Consider the following 18,027-nt stretch of genomic DNA (forward strand, 5'->3'; position numbering starts at 1 on the left):
GCCGATGCGCTCCAATCTGATCGCCGCCCTGATCCTGATCATCGTTGGCCTGTTCTTCCTGGCCAAGAACCTCGGCTGGATCAACGGCAACATCGGCACCATGCTGGCCACCTGGTGGCCAGCCATCCTGGTAGCCGTCGGCATCGGCATGTTGTTTGGGCGCGGCAAATAAGCCGCTCCGCCGGATCCTGCATAAAGAAAAAGGCGCCTGACGGCGCCTTTTTCTTTTCAGCCCAGGCCGCACTCAGGTGCGCGGCAGGGTAACGCCGGTCTGGCCCTGGTACTTGCCGCCACGATCCTTGTACGAGGTCTCACAGATGTCGTCCTTGTCGGCCTGGAAGAACAGCATCTGCGCCACGCCCTCGTTGGCATAGATACGCGCCGGCAGCGGCGTGGTGTTGGAGAACTCCAGCGTCACATGGCCTTCCCACTCCGGCTCCAGCGGGGTGACGTTGACGATGATGCCGCAGCGCGCATAGGTGCTCTTGCCCAGGCACACGACCAGCGTGTCACGCGGAATGCGGAAGAACTCCACCGTGCGCGCCAGCGCGAACGAATTCGGCGGGATGATGCACTCATCGGCCTCAATGTCGACAAAGCTCTTCGGGTCGAAGTGCTTGGGGTCGACAATGGTCGAGTTGATATTGGTGAACACCTTGAACTCACGCGAGCAACGCACATCGTAGCCATAGCTGGAGGTGCCGTAGCTGACGATGCGCTGGCCGTCCACCTGCTTGACCTGGCCGGCTTCGTACGGCGCGATCATGCCGTGCTGTTCGGACATTTGGCGGATCCAACGGTCGCTCTTGATGCTCATTCAATGATCCTGTTCACGTTGTGCCGCAGCATGCCTGCGGCCGGGGGTGGTCGATTCTAGCCTAGAGCCGGCCAGGGACCGGCAAGCAATCGCCCGCCGGCAACTTCCGTACATTCAATCTATATGAGAAAGGCCCGCAGAACGGGCCTTTCCCATGAACAGCTCTAGCTGTCATCCGGCTCAGATCAACGAGGACAGGATCGGAATGCTGGCACGCGGACGCTTGGCCAGTTCCTCCGCCATCCGTTGTGCCGCCGCCATATAGGCCTTGGCCGCCGCCGACTCGGGCAGCGCGACCACGATAGGCGCGCCCACATCGCCCTGCTCACGGATACCGATATCCAGCGGCAGCGAGCCCAGCAACGGCACCCCGTACTGCTCGGCCATGCGCTGGCCGCCGCCCTCGCCGAACAGATGCTCGACGTGGCCACAGTTGCTACAGGTATGCACGGCCATGTTCTCGATGATGCCGAGCACAGGAACCTCAACCTTTTCGAACATATTCAATGCCTTGCGCGCATCCAGCGTGGCGATGTCCTGCGGCGTGGTAACGATCACCGCGCCAGCCACCGGGATCTTCTGCGACAGCGTCAGCTGGATGTCACCGGTCCCCGGCGGCAGATCGATCAGCAGGAAATCCAGGTCGCCCCACAGCGTGTCGTTGAACAGCTGGGTCAGCGCGGAAGTGGCCATCGGCCCACGCCAGATCATCGGGGAGTCGGGCTCGATCAGGAAGCCGATCGACATGGCCTCGACCCCGAACGCCCGCAGCGGCTCGATGGACTTGTTGTCCGGGCTCTCCGGGCGGCCGCTCAAAGCGAGCATGGCCGGCACGCTGGGGCCGTAGATATCGGCATCCAGCACACCGACCTTGGCGCCCAGCGCTTTCAGCGCCAGGGCCAGATTCACCGCCGTGGTGGACTTGCCCACCCCACCTTTGCCCGAGCCAACCGCAATGACATTGCGGATACGCGGATGAGGCGACAGCCCCTTCTGCACTTTGTGGGCACCGCCCAATGTGATCGAACCGCCCACCGTCTTCCTCGTGCTTCGCAGATCAGGGCGGAACTATAGCGTCAAGCGGTCACCCAGGCCCATCAAGGCCTTTGCCGATGAAGGCCTCAAGCCACACGGAGATAAACATTTAGTGACCAATTTCATGAACTTACACCGCACATCCGAGCCGGAAAGACAGTTCTTCTGTCGGCCATCAACAACCGGTTCCAGACAAATGGAACCTTGCTCAAAACAAGGATGACCCCTGGCCGCAATCAAGCCAAGGCCGACAACAACGACTCCATGAGGGAGATGTAGATGGCAAATCACACGTCGCTCAGCCGCACCCCACTGAGCCTGGCACTGACATCAGCGGTTCTCGTTGCAGTAGCTGGACCGGCATTCGCGCAGGACTCCGCTGCCGCTGAAGCCGAAAAGAGCGCCGGGAACACCGAAGCAACCCTGCTTGACCGGATCACGGTTACTGGCTCGCGCATCCATCGCGCCGGCTTCGATACGCTTGAACCGGCTGCTGTTGTCTCCCGTGAGGCCATGGAAGCCTATGGCCAGACCAACCTGATCGATGCACTGACCACGGTGCCGGGCATTTCCGCCGGCGTCAGCTCGCGTAGCAATCAGGCAAGCTTTGGTGCTGGTGTGAACTTTGCCAGTCGCTTCGGCCTGGGTAGCAACCGCCTGCTGACCCTGGTCAACGGCAGGCGCTATGTCACTTCTACACCACCGACCATTTTCGGCGCCGGTGGCGGCTCCGGTATCCAGGTCGACATGAACGCCATTCCCAGCATCATGGTCGACCGCATTGAGAACCTGAGCGTCGGCGGCGCTCCTACTTATGGTTCCGACGCCATTTCCGGTGTCACCAACATCATCCTGCGCGACAGGTTCCAGGGTGCGGAAGTCGAGCTGGGCTACGGCACAACCAGCAAGCAGGACAATGACCGTTACTCGTGGGCGGCCATTTTCGGTACCAATTTCGCCGCCGACCGCGGCAACATCACAATCGCCGCCGAGCTGGACAACAGCGAAGGCGTCAATGCCCTGCAGCGCGACTTCTATCGCAAGGGCTACAGCCTGCAAGCCAACCCGAACGCAGGTCTCGCAGCCAGCTGGCAGCCGGGGCGCACCCCAGCCAATGATGGCCGTATCGATGGTGGCATCCCTTTCAACGCCGGCCCGCGTGATGGCATTGCCGACCAGATATGGATCCGGAACCGCCGTATCGCCAGCATGAGCTTCGGTGGCCTGGTATTGCCCAATATCGCCCGCTACACCCGCGATCCTCTCGGCGCGATTGCCGGCTTCGGCCCGGACAACAAACTGTGGCAGTTCGACAACACCGGCAAGCTCGTCGCGTTCAACCCGGGTACAAGCTACGCCGGCGGCAACGCCTCGGGTGGTGACGGCCTGAATCTCAACGAGACGGTGCCGCTGATCGCCGACCTCGAACGTCGCACCGTCCATGCCAACGGCAGCTTCCAGTTCAACGACGCTGTAAGCGGTTTCTTCGAACTGTCCCGCTACGAAGCCACCGCGCGCGAAACCCTGGACCAGAACACCTACAACGCGATCTCCTTTGGCCGCGCAGGCGTCGACGGCACCGGCGCACTGAGCGGTGCCCTGCTGTTCAAGGCCAACAACCCGTATTTGAGTGAGGAGTCACGCAAGATACTGGCTGACAACGGCATCACCGAGTTTCGCCTGTCGCGCTCCTCGCGCGACCTGAGCATGAACAACGCCAGCACCGACACCCGCCTGACCCGTGCCGTCATCGGCGCCGATGGTTACTTCGTCCTTGGTGATCGCAATTTCAACTGGCAAGCCAGCGTTGTTCGTGGCCGCGGTGACTTCGACTACCTCGGCACCGGCCTGATCCAGCAGAACTTCATCAACGCCATCAACGTCAAGCGCGAGGCTTCGGGCAATATCGTCTGCGACGAAGCCGCCGCCGGCACCACCGTCGACGCCGCCTGTCGTCCACTCAACCTGTTCGGCGAGAAGCAGGCATCGCGCGAAGCGCTGGACTACGTTTCCACCAATACCGTCGCCAAGGCGCAGACGCGTCAAACCGTGTTCAATGTCTCTGCCACCGGCGGCCTGTTCGACTTGCCAGGCGGCGAGTTCGCTGTCGCCGGCGGCTATGAACACCGTCGCGAAGAAGGCTCTTTCACCCCCAGCGAGTATCAGCGCCTGGGTCAGGGCCGCTCGGTGCCGATCCAGTCCGCGCACGGCGAGTACAACACCGATGAAGTGTTCAGCGAGTTACTGGCTCCGCTGTTCAATCCCGAGTGGGGTCTGCAGGGCCTGCATCGTCTGGATATCACCGGCAAGGTTCGCCGCGTTGACAACTCGGTCGCCGGCGGCTTCACGGCCTACACCTACGGCCTGCAGTACGAGCCGTTCGCCGGCATCCAGCTGCGCGGCAACAAGACCCAGTCGATGCGCGCGCCCTCAATCGCCGAGCTGTATACGAACCAGCAGCCCGCCTACTACAACATCCCGGAAGTGTGCTCCACCGCAGCAATTGACGGCGGCAGCAACCCAACCGTTCGTCGCCGCAACTGTGAGGCATTCTTCGCGGCCTATCCGAGCGTGAATCCGTCGTCCTTCGTCGCCTCGCCGACCAACACGCTGGGTTCCAGCAATGGCTACACCGGTCTGAAGAACGAGAAGGCCAAATCGTGGACCGCCGGCATCGTCCTCACCCCGAAATGGCTGAACCGTCTGCGTGTTGCCGCTGACTGGTATGACATCGAAATCACCGATGTAATCACCGCACTCAGCCCAAACGACATCATCACCGGCTGCTTTGACAACCCTAACTTCAACGCCAGCGATGTCGCCAATGCCAACCGCTTCTGCAGCCTGGTTACCCGTGATCCGATCACCGCTGCGGCCACCGACATCAAGACCCAGTTCGGCAATGGCCCGGTCCTGATGTTCCGCGGCTGGACTGCCGAAGTGGACTACCGCCTGGAGATGGACCGCTTCGGCCGCCTGGATCTTGGCTTCTACGGCTACATGCCGAAGAACCGCGGTCAAGCCGCCAATGCGGAGGTCCCATTCGTGGAACAGGTCGGCACCTTCAATGAGCCGAAGCGCCAGTTCCGTTGGACTGCTCAGCACAAGATCGGCAACTGGAGTACAGGCTTCGCGGCGAACTACACCAGCAGCGCACAGTTCAGTCTGGTGGCCACGCCAGAAAGCCGCCAGTACTTCGTCCGTGACAGCTGGGCCACGTGGGATGCGAACATCGGCTACCGTTTCACCGACAACATGCGCCTGAACCTGGCAGTCATCAATCTGGCCGACAACATCGGTCCCTTCCCGTACGTGCTTGACTCGTTGGGCCGGCGCTTCATGCTGTCCATGCGTTACACCTTCCAGTAATGCACTGGATGGGTTTGAAGAGAAAGCCCTGCATTTGCCGGGCTTTCATGATTTCAGGCATCCCCCAGAATTACCCGCGCCGCGTTGTGCCCAGGCGCGCCGGTAACCCCGCCACCCGGGTGCGTACCCGAGCCACAAAGGTACAAACCCGGCAACGCGCCCTTGTACCCTGCCTGACCCAGCATCGGCCGCGCACTGAACAACTGATTCAAGCTCAGCGCACCATGGAAGATGTCGCCACCGATCAAGCCGAAGGTCCGCTCAAGGTCCAGCGGACTCATGATCTGCCGGCCGAGTACTGAAACAGCAAATCCCGGCGCATGTCTATCGACAGTGGCGATCATCAGATCGGCCACTTCTTCGCGATGATCATCCCAGCTGCGCCCATCCGACAGCTGCGGGGCCACGTGTTGGCAGAACAGGCTGGCCACGTGCTGCCCGGGCGGCGCCAATGAATCGTCCAGTGTGCTGGGGATCAGCATCTCGACTACCGGTTCGCGTGACCAGCCATGCTGGCGTGCATCCAGGTAGGCGCGATCCATGTACTCCAGGCTCGGAGCGATGATGATGCCGGCGGTCAGGTGATCACCCTCCCCGGGCAGCACCCTGAACTCAGGCAGCTTCGACAGCGCCACGTTCATGCGGAATGTTCCGGAGCCACAGCGCCAGTTGGCCATGCGCTCCAGCGTAGTCGCCGGCACATCGGCGGGATCGAACAGTCGCTCGTACAACAGCTTCGGATTGACGCTGGCAACGATGGCGCTGCCACGCAGCACCTCGCCATTCACCAGCACCACACCTGCCGCTCGCCCTTGCTCGACAAGTACTTTGCCTACTGCTGCATCGGTACGAATTTCAACACCGGCTTCGACCGCAGCACGCGCCATCGCCTGGGTGATCGCCCCCATGCCACCGATCGCATGTCCCCATGCACCTTTGACGCCATTGCTTTCACCAAACACGTGATGCAACAACACGTAGGCAGTGCCCGGCGCATAGGGGCTGGCGTAGTTGCCGACGATGCCATCGAAGCCGAACAAGGCCTTGATCGGTGCACTTTCAAACCAACGATCCAGGTATTCGGCCGCGGAGATCGTGAACAGATCCATCAACTCCTGTTGCAACCCCGGGTCCAGACGCTGCAGCTGCCGGCCGAGTTGCCCGGCCTTCCATAGTTCAGGCAAGGCACGCAGCCAACTGGTACCGCTGATATTGGGCGGTGCCTGCAGTGCCTGCGCACGCAGCACGTCAGCGAAGATCTCCAAGCGCTGCTCGTACTCGGGCAAGCGTGCCGCATCGCGTGCGGAGAAGCGTGCAACCTGTTCGGCGGTGCGCCCGCCACCGGCCAACAGGTACTCACCGTCGCCCAGCGGCAGGAAGTTGTTGAGCTTGCGCGAGACCACCCGCAGCCCATGCCGTTCCAGCTCCAGTTCGGCGATAACCTTGGGCTGCAGCAGCGACACCGTATAAGAGGCCACCGAGTTGCGGAAGCCAGGATGGAACTCCTCGGTGACCGCGGCACCTCCCACCACCGCACGCCGCTCCAGTACCAATACACGCTTGCCGGCCTTGGCCAGGTAGGCCGCACACACCAGGCCGTTATGGCCGCCGCCGATCAGGATCGCGTCCCACTGCTTGCTCGATGTCTTGGTCATTGCTGCTGTATAGCATTGGCCCATCGCCGCCGCCCATAGGAATACCCCCGCCACGACCCATGACCTTCTACACCCCTTCCTCATCGGTTTCAGGCGTATCTTCCTGCTTCGGCCCCGGACTCCGTGGCCCCACTCATGCTTTGAAACCGGCCCGGAGGCCTTTCCCGTGATCGTTCGCAAACCCCAGATTCTCCTGCTGTCGCTGGCCGTCGCCGCCGTGCTGACCGGTTGCCCCAAGCAGGAAGACAAAGCCCCGGCAGCAGCTCCCGCCGCTGCTCCTGCCGCCGCCAATGAGCTGAAGCTGGACGAATCCAAGCTGCCGGCCTACAACGCCTTCACCGCCGCTGATCTGGATGCCAGCAAGGACGCATGTACCGATTTCAACGGCTACGTGAACGAAAAATGGCTCAATGCCAATGAAATCCCGGCCGACCGCACCAGCTGGGGCGCCTTCACCATCCTCGACGAGCGTTCGGTTGCCGTGCAGCACCAGTTGGCCGAGCAGGCCGCGGCGATGAAGAACGCCACCGGCATCGAGAAGATCGTCGGCGACTTCTGGGCCGCCGGCATGGACGAAGCCAAGATCAACAGCCTGGGCATCACCCCGCTGAAGGCCGATCTGGCCGCGATTGATGGCCTGCAGGACACCGCCGCGCTGGCTGATTACCTGCGCAGCACCGCTGCCAAGGGCGAGAACTTCCTGTTCGGCTTCGGCCCGGAAGCAGACTTCAAGAACTCGACCATGAACATGGCCTACGCCAGCCAGGGCGGCCTGGGTCTGCCGGACACCACCTACTACACCGATGCCAGCAAGGCCGACAAGCTCAACGCCTACAAGGCCCACGTGGCCAAGGTGCTGGAACTGAGCGGCGTGGCCGCGGCCGACGCTGCCAAGCAGGCCGAGGACGTGATCAAGTTTGAAACCCGCCTGGCCAAGGCCTCCAAGTCCAGCGTTGAGCTGTCGCGCGACGTCTCGCTGTACTACAACCCGGTCACCGTGGCTGATGCCGACAAGCTGACCCCGAACTTCAGCTGGACCGCGTTCTTCCAGGCCCAAGGCATTGCCGCGCCGGAGAAGTTCTCGCTGGCGATGCCGGCCTTCCACGCGGAAGTGAGCAAGATGCTGGCTGACACCGACCCGGCAGCCTGGCGCGCCTACCTGCGTTTCCACACCGTGGACGGCGCCGCACCGTACCTGAGCAATGAGTTCGTGCAGGAGAACTACGCGTTCTACGGCAAGGAACTGAACGGCCAGAAGGAAATCAAGCCGCGCTGGAAGCAGGTCCTGGGCACCATTGAGAACGACGCTGGCGATGCCTTCGGCCAGATGTACGTCAAGGTCGCCTTCTCGCCCGAGTCCAAGGCCAAGATGGAGGAGCTGGTCAAGAACCTGGCCGGCGCGCTGAAGGACCGCATCCAGAACCTGACCTGGATGAGCGACGAAACCAAGGCCAAGGCCATTGCCAAGTGGGAGACCTTCACTCCGAAGATCGGTTACCCGGACAAGTGGCGTGACTGGAGCGGCCTGAGCACCACCCACGATGACTATCTGGGCAACGTGCGCGCTGCCAACGCGTTCAACTACAAGTGGGCACTGGCCAAGATCGGCCAGCCGGTCGACAAGACCGAGTGGGGCATGACCCCGCAGACCGTCAATGCCTACTACAACCCGCTGCAGAACGAGATCGTGTTCCCAGCCGCCATCCTGCAGCCGCCGTTCTTCGATCCGAATGCCGACGACGCCTTGAACTACGGCGGCATCGGTGCGGTCATCGGCCACGAAATGACCCACGGTTACGACGATCAGGGCAGCCGTTTCGGCCCGACCGGCAACTTCGAGAACTGGTGGACCCCGGCAGACTCCAAGGGCTTCTCAGGCCTGACCGGCAAGCTGGTCAAGCAGTTCAACGAGTACAAGGTGGGCGACCAGCACGTCAATGGTTCGCTGACCCTGGGCGAGAACATCGCCGACCTGGGTGGCCTGGCCACGGCCTACGACGCCCTGCAGAAGGCCTCGGCCGGCAAGGAAGACGCAAAGGTTGACGGCTTCACCCGCGACCAGCGCTTCTTCTTCAACTGGGCCACCGTGTGGCGCACCAAGTACACCGCCGAAAACGCCAAGGTCCGCCTGGCCACCGACCCGCACGCCCCGGCGCAGTTCCGTGCCATGGGTGCGCCATCGAACCTGCCGACCTTCGCTGCTGCGTTCCAGTGCAAGGCCGGTTCGCCGATGGTTCGCACCGGCGACAAGCAGGTAGTGATCTGGTAATCGCTGCCCCGCAGTGAGACCCGAAGAAGGCCCGGCATTGCCGGGCCTTCTTCTTTCCAACGTTTTGTAGGAGCGGCGTAAGCCGCGAAGCTGACCAGACCCAAAGCACCAGGAATCAACGCAATCCCGACGGTGCTGACTGTTTCACTGCAGTGGCTTCGCGGCTTGCGCCACTCCTACAGAGTCGCGGGCTTCGCTGGTGGGAACGGCATCAGCCGCGAAACCCGCACGCCATCAGATTGCAACCATCAATAGCAGCCTCCGCACCACCAGCTTCGCGGCTCACGCCGCTCCTACAACCACCGGTTTTGATGCAGTACCCAATTCCGTGCCCTGCCCCGGCACCATTCCGCCGCCAGCTTGTTAAACTCCGCCCACTTTGTCCTTCTGCGGATATGCACCACATGCCCAACGTTCGCCCACTTACCCTGGCCCTGGCCTTCTCCCTGGTGACCGTGCTGTCCACCAACGATGCGCAGGCCGCCCGCAAGAAGCCTGCGGCACGGGCACCGGCAGTGAGCGCAGCCTGTACGGATTTCTACGAAACCACCAACAGCAACTGGCTCAAGGCCAACCCGGTGCCGCAGACCGGCGCGGTCAGCGCCCTCGGTACGCTGGCCGACAACACCCGCACCCAGCAGCGCCAGTTGCTGGATCGGTCGATGACCGCCCCGCAGGGCAACGTACAGAAGCTGCTCGGCGACTTCTGGGCCAGCGGCCTGGATGAGGCAGCGGTGGAAGCCGATGGCTCCAAACCGATCGCCCCGCTGCTGACCCGCATCAACGCCATCAAGAAGGCCAAGGACATCCCCGCCTCAATCGCCGCACTGCACCAGGTCGGCATCCCGGTGGCGTTCAACTTCGCCCCGGACGTGGACCTGAAGGCGCTGGACCGCCACATCGGCTACTTCATGCAGGGCGGCACCGGCCTGCCGGACCCGGCGTTCTACACCCGTACCGATGCCGACACCGTCGCGCTGATGGGCCGCTACCGGGCCTATGTGAAGCAGATCCTGGCGCTGACCGGCACCCCGGCCGCGCAGCTTGATGCCGAATCGGCGCTGGTCATCCAGCTGGAAACCGAGCTGGCGCGCAGCGCCCACTCGGTGGCCGATATCAACAACCCGTTCAACAACTACGCGCCGGTCTCCACCAAGGACCTCAACAGCCGCTACCGCAACCTGCAGCTGGACGCCTTCCTGAAGGCGCAGGGCGTGAACGACGATCTGGTTTCGCTGGCCGACCCGGCCCTGTTCCAGCAACTCAACGGCATGGTCAACAGCCTGCCGGCCAATCAGTGGAAGGCCTATCTGCGCTGGCGCGTGGGCGACTCGATGGCACCGTACCTGTCCAAGGCCTACCGTGACGCCGAGTTTGAATTCCGCGGCCGCGTGTTGCGTGGCCAGACCATCGCGCCATCGCGTCCGGACGCCGTGCTCGACGCCATCAACGTCGCTGCCGGCCCGATGCTGGGTCACGAATACGCCGCGTCCTATATCAACCGTGACACCCGCCGCCAGGCCGGCATCATGGTCGACCAGGTCCGTGAAGCACAGATCGCCGCGGTCAAGCGCAGCAGCTGGCTCAGTGCCGAGGCCAAGACCGAAGCCGAAGCCAAGCTGGCCGCGATGAAGATCGAGATCGGCACCCCGCTGCGCGACCTGGACTACACCGTACAGCCGATGGGTCGCGGCAGCTTCGGCGGCAACATCCTGATCGCTTCCACCTGGCGCCACGCCCAGGAAATGAAGCGCATCGGCAAGGGCAATGCCGACCGCCGCTGGGACGTGCTGCCGCAGCAGCCGTCGATCGCTTACGACATCGCCCAGAACCGTTTGATCGTGACTGCTGCCGCACTGCAGGGCCCGATCTTTGCCAGCAACGCCAGCAATGCCGAGAAGTTCGGCGCCTTCGGTGGCCTGGTGGCGCATGAAATCAGCCGCGCCATCGACGTCAAGGGCGCGATGATCGACGCCAGGGGCGAGCTGCGCAGCTGGTGGACGCCAGCCGACAAGAGCGCCTGGACCCTGCTCGGCAACCGCGTCGCCGCGCAATACAGCGCCTACCCGTTCCCGGGCGTCAAGGACGCCAAGGTCAATGGCGAGCTGACCCGCGACGAGAACATGGCTGACCTGTCGGGCATGGAAATCGCGCTGGAAGCCTTCAGTGCCGCACAGGCCGATGCCAAGCCGGCCGACAAGCAGGACTTCTTCAAGGGCTGGGCCAGTCTGTGGGCACAGCAGCTGTCACCGAACGAAGCCGTGCAGCGCCTGCGTACCGACGTGCGCGCGCCAGGCCGTTGGCGCAGCAATGCTCCACTGTCCAACCTGCCGGAGTTTGGCGCCAGCTTCAGCTGCAAGCCGGGCCAGCCGATGCAGCGCACCGACGCCGAGCAGATCAGGATCTGGCGTTGATGCGGAATTGAAGGAAGCAAAAAGGCGCGGATTCCGCGCCTTTTTGCGTTTTCACTGTAGTGGGGGGGGGGGGGGGGGGGGGGGGGGGGGGGGGGGGGGGGGGGGGGGCGGGGGGGGGGGGCCGCGGGGGCGGGGGGCGCCGCCGCCGCCCGCCCCGCCGGCCCCCCCCGCCCCCCCCACTACGGTCTTGTTATTTGACCCGGCGCAGGTGCGGGCCGCGCTTGTTGAACGGCGGTTGCCCGCGCCAGTAGCGGATCAGCAACCAGCCAAACAGCATGCCGCCCAGGTGGGCGAAGTGGGCCACGCCAGGCTGCCAACCGGTAAAACCCAGCAACAGCTCAATCGCACCGAACACGACCACGAAAGTACGCGCCTTCATCGGGATAGGCGGGAACAGCAACATCACCCGCTGGTTCGGGAACAACATGCCATAGGCCAACAGCAGGCCGAACACGCCACCAGAGGCACCCAGTACCGGGTTGTACTCACCGGCAAACGCCGCCACCAGCAACTGGCACAGACCGGCGCCAACCACGCAGACCATGTAATAGGTCAGGAAGCGTTTCTCGCCCCAGGTTGCCTCCAACGGCGCGCCGAACATGAAAAGCGCCAGCATGTTGAAGAACAGATGGCCGAAACTGCCATGCAGGAAGCCATAGCTCAACAGCTGCCACGGTTCGAAACCAGGCGAATCAGCGAAGAACTGCTGCGAGCCCAAGGGCCACAGCATCAGTTGGGTAAAGATGCCAGCCGTCTGTGGAAGCTGCTGCAGCAGGAACAGGACGACGTTGGCGATCAGCAGCGTCTGGGTGATCTTGGGTAGGCGCGGGAACATGGTGGCATCCGGGGAAACTGGCTACATCATAGCCGCAGCGGCTAGCCCGGGCCCCAGATCGCCTCGTCCAGGCTGCGCGCCGGTCTGGGCCGTTTCACCCGGCCGTTCTCTACCGCCACGCCCTCGGCCCGCAGCCTTTGACTCTGTTCGCGCCAACCGCGCGAGCCCTCGGGCATGGCGATGCGGCCATCCGAGCGCAGCACCCGGTGCCAGGGCAGCTCCGGATCGTCATTGCTGCCCAGCAGACGCGCCACCAACCGGGCCCTGCCAGGCAGTCCGGCCTTGGCCGCGACTTCGCCGTAGCCAAGCACCTGCCCGCGTGGGATGGCACGGATGGCTTCAAGGATGCGCGCATGACCGGCGGCGGCACTGGCCTCGTGACTCATCGTTTCTTCGCCACGCCGCTGCCCACCAGCAGCACGCCCAGCAGCACCAGCACCGTCCCGGCGCTTTGCCAAATTCCCATCGGTTCGTCGAGCAGCCATACACTGAGCACAATCGTGGAAACCGGCCCCAGCATACTCACCTGTGCGGCCAGCGAGGAACCAATCCGCTTGACCCCGATCATGATCGCCAGCACCGGCAAGACGGTACAGACCGTACCGTTGAGCAGCGACAGCCAATACACCGGCGGCGCGTATTCCCACAATGCAGCCCACGGCTGGAACAGCAGGTACTGGCCGATGCACAGCACGCAGGCCACCATGCTGGCGTAAGCGGTCAGGCGCACCGCGCCGATCCGTACCACCGCCTGGCCACTGCCGAACAGATACACCGCGTAACTGAGCGCACTGGCGAACACCAGCGCCGAGCCGATCAGGGTACGCCGGCCTTCAAGCTGGATGTCATGGCCGAAAGCCAGCAATACGCCGAGGTAGCTGACCAGCAAGGCCGCCACCTGGATGCGGGTGGGCCGCTGCTTGAGCACCACCAAGGCGATCAGCACCACCAAGGTGGGGCTGAGATACAGGATCAGCCGTTCCAAGGTGGCACTGATGTATTGCAGGCCGAGGAAATCCAGATAGCTGGACAGGTAATAGCCGCTGAAGCCGAGCAGCAGGACCCGCCAACGATCACCGATCGACAGCGGCTGCGCGCGCCTCCCCGCCCACATACCCATGGCGATGAAGAACGGGAACGCGACCATCATCCGCAGCGCAAGCAAGGCAGTGGCGTCGGCACCATGCCGGTAGGCGAGCTTGACGATCACCGCCTTGCCGGACGCGGCGATGGCACCGGTGGCGGCCAGCAACAGACCGCTGATCAACAGGCGGCGAGAGCTGGTGGGCAATAGTGGCGCGGCCATGGCGGGCTCGCGCTTGGCTGGGACAGTCACGGTGTTACGGCATCCGGGGGAGATGGCTTTCCATTATGGGCGCTGCGGGATTTGGACGTGGCTGCCGGGTAGGACCAAGGGCTCTACCGGAGCAGAAGCAAGGTCAACGGCCCCCCTCGCCAACCCTGCCCTTGCCTATGGCAAAAGGAGGTAGCAAACGCATTGTCGGCATCTTCAGGATCAGCCTCCTCCCTTGCGCGCAGCGCAGGGGAGGATTGAGGAGGGGTGCTTTCACGCTGTTGCTCCAGCCCCCTCACTTCAACGCATCAAAACAACTTCCTCAGCCGAAGTCGGATGAATCGCCACCGTGTCTTCCATCTGCCTGCGCGTCACCCCGGCCTTCACTGCCACCGCAAACCCTTGCAGGATTTCGTCGGCTCCATCGCCCAGCAGGTGGATGCCAACCACCTTTTCATCCTCTCCAGCACAGACCATCTTGAACAGGCTGCGCACCTCGCCCTGCCCCAACGCCTGCAGCATCGGCCGGAAGCGGCTGTAATAGGTGTTCACCTTGCCAAAGCGCTTGCTCGCCTCTTCCTCGCTCAGGCCGACACTGCCCAGCGGCGGATGCGCGAACACAACGCTGGGAACATTCTCGTAGTCGAGCCTGGCCTCAGCCTGCCCGCCCAGCACGCGATCCATCAACCTGCGCGCCGCTGCAATCGCAACCGGCGTCAGGGTCACCCGGCCGGTAACGTCGCCAACCGCATAGATGCCCGGCACCGAGGTGTTCTGGTAATCGTCCACTTCGATCTGGCCCTTCTCGCCCAGCCTCACGCCAGCCTGCTCCAAACCAAGCCCCTTTGTGTTCGGGCCACGCCCGGTAGCGAAAAGCACCGTATCGAACACAGCCTGTTCCGGGCCGTTGTGCAACTGCGCGCGGATCTGTTGCTGCTGCCGCTGCAGCGCCTCCAGCTTGCAGCCGAAGTGCAACTCTACGCCCTGCTGGCGCAGGTTCTCCGCCAGCTGATCCGATACTTCCGCGTCAAACTTGTCCAGCAAGCGCTGCCCACGTACCAGCAAGGCAACCTCGCTACCCAAGGCACGTAATACGCCGGCAAGTTCCACCGCGATATAGCCACCGCCTACCAGGGCAACGCGATCCGGCCGCGCCTGCAACGCGAAGAAATCATCCGAAACACCACCCAACTCTGCGCCCGGCAACTCGGGCTTGAGCGGATGCGCGCCGGTAGCAATGACGATGTGCCCGGCACGGAACTGGGTTCCATCCTCGCATTGCACCGTATGCGGATCGATCAGATGCCCGCGGTTGCTGATACGCACGACACCGGTTTCATCAAGCCGCTGCTGATAACTGGCATGGATATTGGCGATGTACCGCTGGCGTCGATCCAACAAGGTCGACCACGCCAAGGCCGGTTCGGCCGGCACATCGAAACCGATCTGGCGTGCCAATCCAATACGCTCAGCCAGATCCGCGGCCAACCACATCGCCTTCTTCGGCACACAACCCACGTTGACGCAGGTGCCACCCAAGGGTGCCGGCTCCAGCATCGCCACTTTGGCGCCGTAGGATGCTGCGCGGAACGCAGCTGCCAAGCCACCCGAGCCGCCCCCCAACACCACCACGTCGTAGTTGCGCGCACTCATTGGAAGCGCTCCGCGCGATACGGCGCAGGGTCGATTGCGGGCGTTTGCCCGGTTATCAAATCAGCCATCAGTTGTCCGCTCCCACTGCTCATGCTGATGCCGAGCATGCCATGACCAGCTGCTAGCCATATGTGAGCATGCGCAGGCGAACGCCCCAGTATCGGCATGTCATCCCAGGTCATCGGCCGCCAGCCATACCAGCGTTCATGGATGAACTCGCCGATTGGATGGCGCAGGTACTGCCGCGCAGCCTGCTCCAGTGCCTGCAAGCGGGTCCGGTTCAAACGGCGGTCCTGCCCGGAGAACTCCATCGTGCCTCCCAGGCGCATCTGCTCAGCCCAGCCAATCACAAATACCGAACGATCCTTCAGCACCACCGGCCGGCTCGGCACCTGCACCGGGCAGCTGCCAGTGATGGAGTAGCCCTTGCCTGCCTGGATCGGGACGCGCAGCCCCAACTTGGCGGCCAGCGGTGGAGACCACGCGCCGGTCGCCAGCACCAGCTCAGCGGCGGTGCGGGCACCTCGATTGGTATGCACGCGCGCGCCATGCTCGTACGGCTCGAAGGATTGCACCGCGCAGTGTTCTTCGATCTGCACGCCGCGCGCACGCAGTACCCGCCCCAGTTCGGCGGTGTAACGGTCCGGGCGCAGACTGGCATCGCCCGGAAAGCGGATCGCGCCGACCACGCCATCATTGAAGGCGGGCTCAGCGTGAATGTAATCGCTGCCGTCGATGATCTCGGTGGCGATGCCAAGGTCTCCCAAGGCGCCGCATTCGGCTGCATAGGCATCGAAATTGCATTGCTGGCGGAACACATAGTCCAAGCCCTTCTCGGCGAACTCGCAGTCCAGCTGGTAGCGCTGCACCCAATCGGCCAGACGGCGCCGCGAATCGTTCAACAATGCGGCACGCCCGTGCGCGCTGTGCAGCCAGTCCTGTCGATTGCAGCGTGCAGCGAACTTCAGCAGCCAGCGCCAAAGCGCAGGATCAAGACGTGGCGGGATATACAGCGGCGCCTGCGGCGACAGCATCCAGCGCAGTGCGCGCAGCGGTACACCAGGTGCGGCCAGCGGTGGCGCATGACTGGGAGTGATGGTGCCGCAGTTGCCGTGCGAGGTTGCGCCACCCAATGGGCCCGCATCAACCACCCGCACCTGCCGACCAGCTTCGGCAAGCGCCAAGGCGGTGGCAAGGCCGGTGGCGCCGGCGCCAACAATGAGGACATCATCTTTGGGAGAGTTCACCCGGCCATTTTATTGCCGCCGCTGCTTCAGCGTCGCAGTGGTGGCAATTGCAAGTATGTGAACGCCCGCCACAGCCACTCCACCGGCCCGTACTGGAAGCGCTGCAGCCATACCCGGCTCAGCACTACCTGCACAGCGAACAGGCCGGCAGCAAACAGCAGCTGCGATGCGCGCCCCATCTGCTCGAACCAAGCCAAACCATAGCCATAGAAGACAAGGGTGCAGGCCAGGGACTGCCCCAGGTAGTTGCTCAAGGCCATGCGCCCGGCCGGCGCAAGCCACTGCAGATGGCGACTCCAGCGCACGCCCCAGGCCAGATAGCCAAGACACATCAGCAAGCCGGCGATGGCAGTCAGTGCATAGGCAGCCGCGCTGCGCATGTTGAATTGTCCCGGGGCGTTGTAAGGCAGCACCCAAACGCTCAGCAACATCACCACCAAGCCGATCGGCAGCAACAACCAGCGCAAGCCGGCCCACAAGCGCGGGTAGCGTCCGGGCTCGGCAATGGCACCACTGCGCGCGAACCAAGCGCCGATCAGGAACATGCCCAGCACCTGCGGGCCAACAACCAGCAACGCCCCCAAGGAAGCCGCGACGTCATGCAGGCGCTGCGCGACCGCCTGCAGATAACTGCCATGCCCGTACGCCTGGCGCTGCGCTTCGATCGCGCTCGCTGCGGCGGAGGCCTGCGCGCTGGCAGCATCGGCGGGCGCAAACTGCATCAAGGCGCCCAGCAACAACATCAGTACAGCTGCGCCCATATAGGCCATCGTTCCCAGCGCCGGCAGCCAACTGCGTGGCGCCTCACGGAACGCCAGCAATACGAAAGACAGCAGCGCGTAGGCGACCAGGATGTCACCGGACCACAGCAACAGCGCATGCAGCACGCCGATGATCAGCAGGCCAAGGCTGCGACGCAGATAGAAGCGGGTGAAGTCGCGCCCTGCAATTGCCGCCCGCTGCGCCATTACCGCGAAGCCGGCACCGAACAGCAACGAGAACAGCGTAAAGAACTTGCCCTGCACGAAGATGTAGACGAAGGCGTCGGCCCAGTAGTCGCGGCCCAGCCAATGCGGATCGATGCCGGTGAAGGACATGTCCAGCGGACCACTGAAGGCCTCCATGTTCATCAGCAGAATGCCGAACAAGGCAAAGCCACGCAGCACATCCAAGCTGGCGATGCGTTCATTGGCCGCCACAGGCTGGAAAGCAGAAGTAGACAACGACGACATCCTTCAGCGACAGGTGCGCGATTAGAGCACGCCGGAACAATGTAGTGCCGAGCCATGCTCGGCAGAGGCTTGCCCTGCGATCTGTAGTGGGGGGGGCGGGGGGGGGGGGGGGGGGGGGGGGGGGAGCTTTGGGGGGGGGGGGGGGGGGGCGGGGGGGGCAGGCCGCCACGCCGCCGGGGCGGCGGGGGGGGGGGGGGGGGGGGGGGG

Annotated in this window: 13 protein-coding genes; 4 read left to right on the forward strand and 9 right to left on the reverse strand. The window is 63.5% G+C overall.

Annotated elements, in window-relative coordinates:
• Positions 1 to 4: 4 nt before the first annotated feature.
• Positions 5 to 172, forward strand: coding sequence for a LiaI-LiaF-like domain-containing protein (locus tag ACVOL0_RS06300; RefSeq protein ID WP_170183049.1), 168 nt, complete (start codon positions 5 to 7; stop codon positions 170 to 172).
• A 72-nt stretch (positions 173 to 244) separates the two neighbouring features.
• Here ACVOL0_RS06300 and dcd read toward each other — a convergent pair whose 3' ends face one another.
• Together dcd and apbC are read right to left on the reverse strand one after the other, a co-directional pair.
• Entirely contained in the window at positions 245 to 817 is a 573-nt protein-coding gene (gene dcd / locus ACVOL0_RS06305) for a dCTP deaminase (protein ID WP_282266583.1), read from the reverse strand.
• 180 nt (positions 818 to 997) lie between these two features.
• The gene (gene apbC / locus ACVOL0_RS06310; protein WP_481548386.1) at positions 998 to 1,840 is read right to left on the reverse strand and encodes an iron-sulfur cluster carrier protein ApbC; all 843 of its coding nucleotides are present in this window, start codon (positions 1,838 to 1,840) and stop codon (positions 998 to 1,000) included.
• Positions 1,841 to 2,131: 291 nt separating this feature from the next.
• Between apbC and ACVOL0_RS06315 the strand changes: the two genes are divergently transcribed.
• Positions 2,132 to 5,221, forward strand: a complete 3,090-nt coding sequence (locus tag ACVOL0_RS06315; protein WP_481548378.1) for a TonB-dependent receptor domain-containing protein — start codon at positions 2,132 to 2,134, stop codon at positions 5,219 to 5,221.
• A gap of 53 nt (positions 5,222 to 5,274) precedes the next feature.
• Here ACVOL0_RS06315 and ACVOL0_RS06320 read toward each other — a convergent pair whose 3' ends face one another.
• Positions 5,275 to 6,876 (reverse strand): phytoene desaturase family protein, encoded by a 1,602-nt coding sequence (locus ACVOL0_RS06320; RefSeq protein ID WP_481548379.1) that lies wholly within the window; start codon positions 6,874 to 6,876, stop codon positions 5,275 to 5,277.
• Positions 6,877 to 7,045: 169 nt separating this feature from the next.
• Here ACVOL0_RS06320 and ACVOL0_RS06325 point away from each other — a divergent pair, with 169 nt between their 5' ends.
• Together ACVOL0_RS06325 and ACVOL0_RS06330 are read left to right on the forward strand one after the other, a co-directional pair.
• Positions 7,046 to 9,145 (forward strand): M13 family metallopeptidase, encoded by a 2,100-nt coding sequence (locus ACVOL0_RS06325; protein WP_481548387.1) that lies wholly within the window; start codon positions 7,046 to 7,048, stop codon positions 9,143 to 9,145.
• A 404-nt stretch (positions 9,146 to 9,549) separates the two neighbouring features.
• Positions 9,550 to 11,559: a M13 family metallopeptidase gene (locus ACVOL0_RS06330; protein ID WP_481548380.1), complete on the forward strand. Its 2,010-nt coding sequence runs from the start codon at positions 9,550 to 9,552 to the stop codon at positions 11,557 to 11,559.
• 190 nt (positions 11,560 to 11,749) lie between these two features.
• On the opposite strand, the gene ACVOL0_RS06335 is transcribed toward ACVOL0_RS06330, so the two are convergent.
• The 6 genes from ACVOL0_RS06335 to ACVOL0_RS06360 form a co-directional block, all read right to left on the reverse strand.
• Positions 11,750 to 12,394, reverse strand: coding sequence for a rhomboid family intramembrane serine protease (locus ACVOL0_RS06335; RefSeq protein ID WP_481548381.1), 645 nt, complete (start codon positions 12,392 to 12,394; stop codon positions 11,750 to 11,752).
• 41 nt (positions 12,395 to 12,435) lie between these two features.
• Entirely contained in the window at positions 12,436 to 12,780 is a 345-nt protein-coding gene (locus ACVOL0_RS06340; RefSeq protein ID WP_481548382.1) for an MGMT family protein, read from the reverse strand.
• Entirely contained in the window at positions 12,777 to 13,700 is a 924-nt protein-coding gene (locus ACVOL0_RS06345) for a DMT family transporter (RefSeq protein WP_481548388.1), read from the reverse strand. Before ACVOL0_RS06345 ends, ACVOL0_RS06340 begins: the two co-directional genes overlap by 4 nt.
• 288 nt (positions 13,701 to 13,988) lie before the next feature.
• Positions 13,989 to 15,341 (reverse strand): glutathione-disulfide reductase, encoded by a 1,353-nt coding sequence (gene gorA / locus ACVOL0_RS06350; protein WP_481548383.1) that lies wholly within the window; start codon positions 15,339 to 15,341, stop codon positions 13,989 to 13,991.
• A complete protein-coding gene (locus tag ACVOL0_RS06355) occupies positions 15,338 to 16,588 on the reverse strand; it encodes an FAD-dependent oxidoreductase (protein WP_481548384.1) in 1,251 nt (416 codons plus the stop codon). Before ACVOL0_RS06355 ends, gorA begins: the two co-directional genes overlap by 4 nt.
• A 26-nt stretch (positions 16,589 to 16,614) precedes the next feature.
• Positions 16,615 to 17,820, reverse strand: coding sequence for a DUF418 domain-containing protein (locus ACVOL0_RS06360; protein WP_481548385.1), 1,206 nt, complete (start codon positions 17,818 to 17,820; stop codon positions 16,615 to 16,617).
• Positions 17,821 to 18,027: the final 207 nt, after the last annotated feature.

The sequence above is a fragment of the Stenotrophomonas sp. STEN021 genome (genome assembly GCF_056760175.1).

Coding starts and splice junctions, on each gene's coding strand:
- ACVOL0_RS06300 (WP_170183049.1), top strand. CDS start 5: ATGCGCTCCAATCTGATCGCCGCCCTGATCCTGATCATCGTTGGCCTG.
- dcd (WP_282266583.1), bottom strand. CDS start 817: ATGAGCATCAAGAGCGACCGTTGGATCCGCCAAATGTCCGAACAGCAC.
- ACVOL0_RS06315 (WP_481548378.1), top strand. CDS start 2,132: ATGGCAAATCACACGTCGCTCAGCCGCACCCCACTGAGCCTGGCACTG.
- ACVOL0_RS06320 (WP_481548379.1), bottom strand. CDS start 6,876: ATGACCAAGACATCGAGCAAGCAGTGGGACGCGATCCTGATCGGCGGC.
- ACVOL0_RS06330 (WP_481548380.1), top strand. CDS start 9,550: ATGCCCAACGTTCGCCCACTTACCCTGGCCCTGGCCTTCTCCCTGGTG.
- ACVOL0_RS06335 (WP_481548381.1), bottom strand. CDS start 12,394: ATGTTCCCGCGCCTACCCAAGATCACCCAGACGCTGCTGATCGCCAAC.
- ACVOL0_RS06340 (WP_481548382.1), bottom strand. CDS start 12,780: ATGAGTCACGAGGCCAGTGCCGCCGCCGGTCATGCGCGCATCCTTGAA.
- ACVOL0_RS06345 (WP_481548388.1), bottom strand. CDS start 13,700: ATGGCCGCGCCACTATTGCCCACCAGCTCTCGCCGCCTGTTGATCAGC.
- gorA (WP_481548383.1), bottom strand. CDS start 15,341: ATGAGTGCGCGCAACTACGACGTGGTGGTGTTGGGGGGCGGCTCGGGT.
- ACVOL0_RS06360 (WP_481548385.1), bottom strand. CDS start 17,820: ATGTCGTCGTTGTCTACTTCTGCTTTCCAGCCTGTGGCGGCCAATGAA.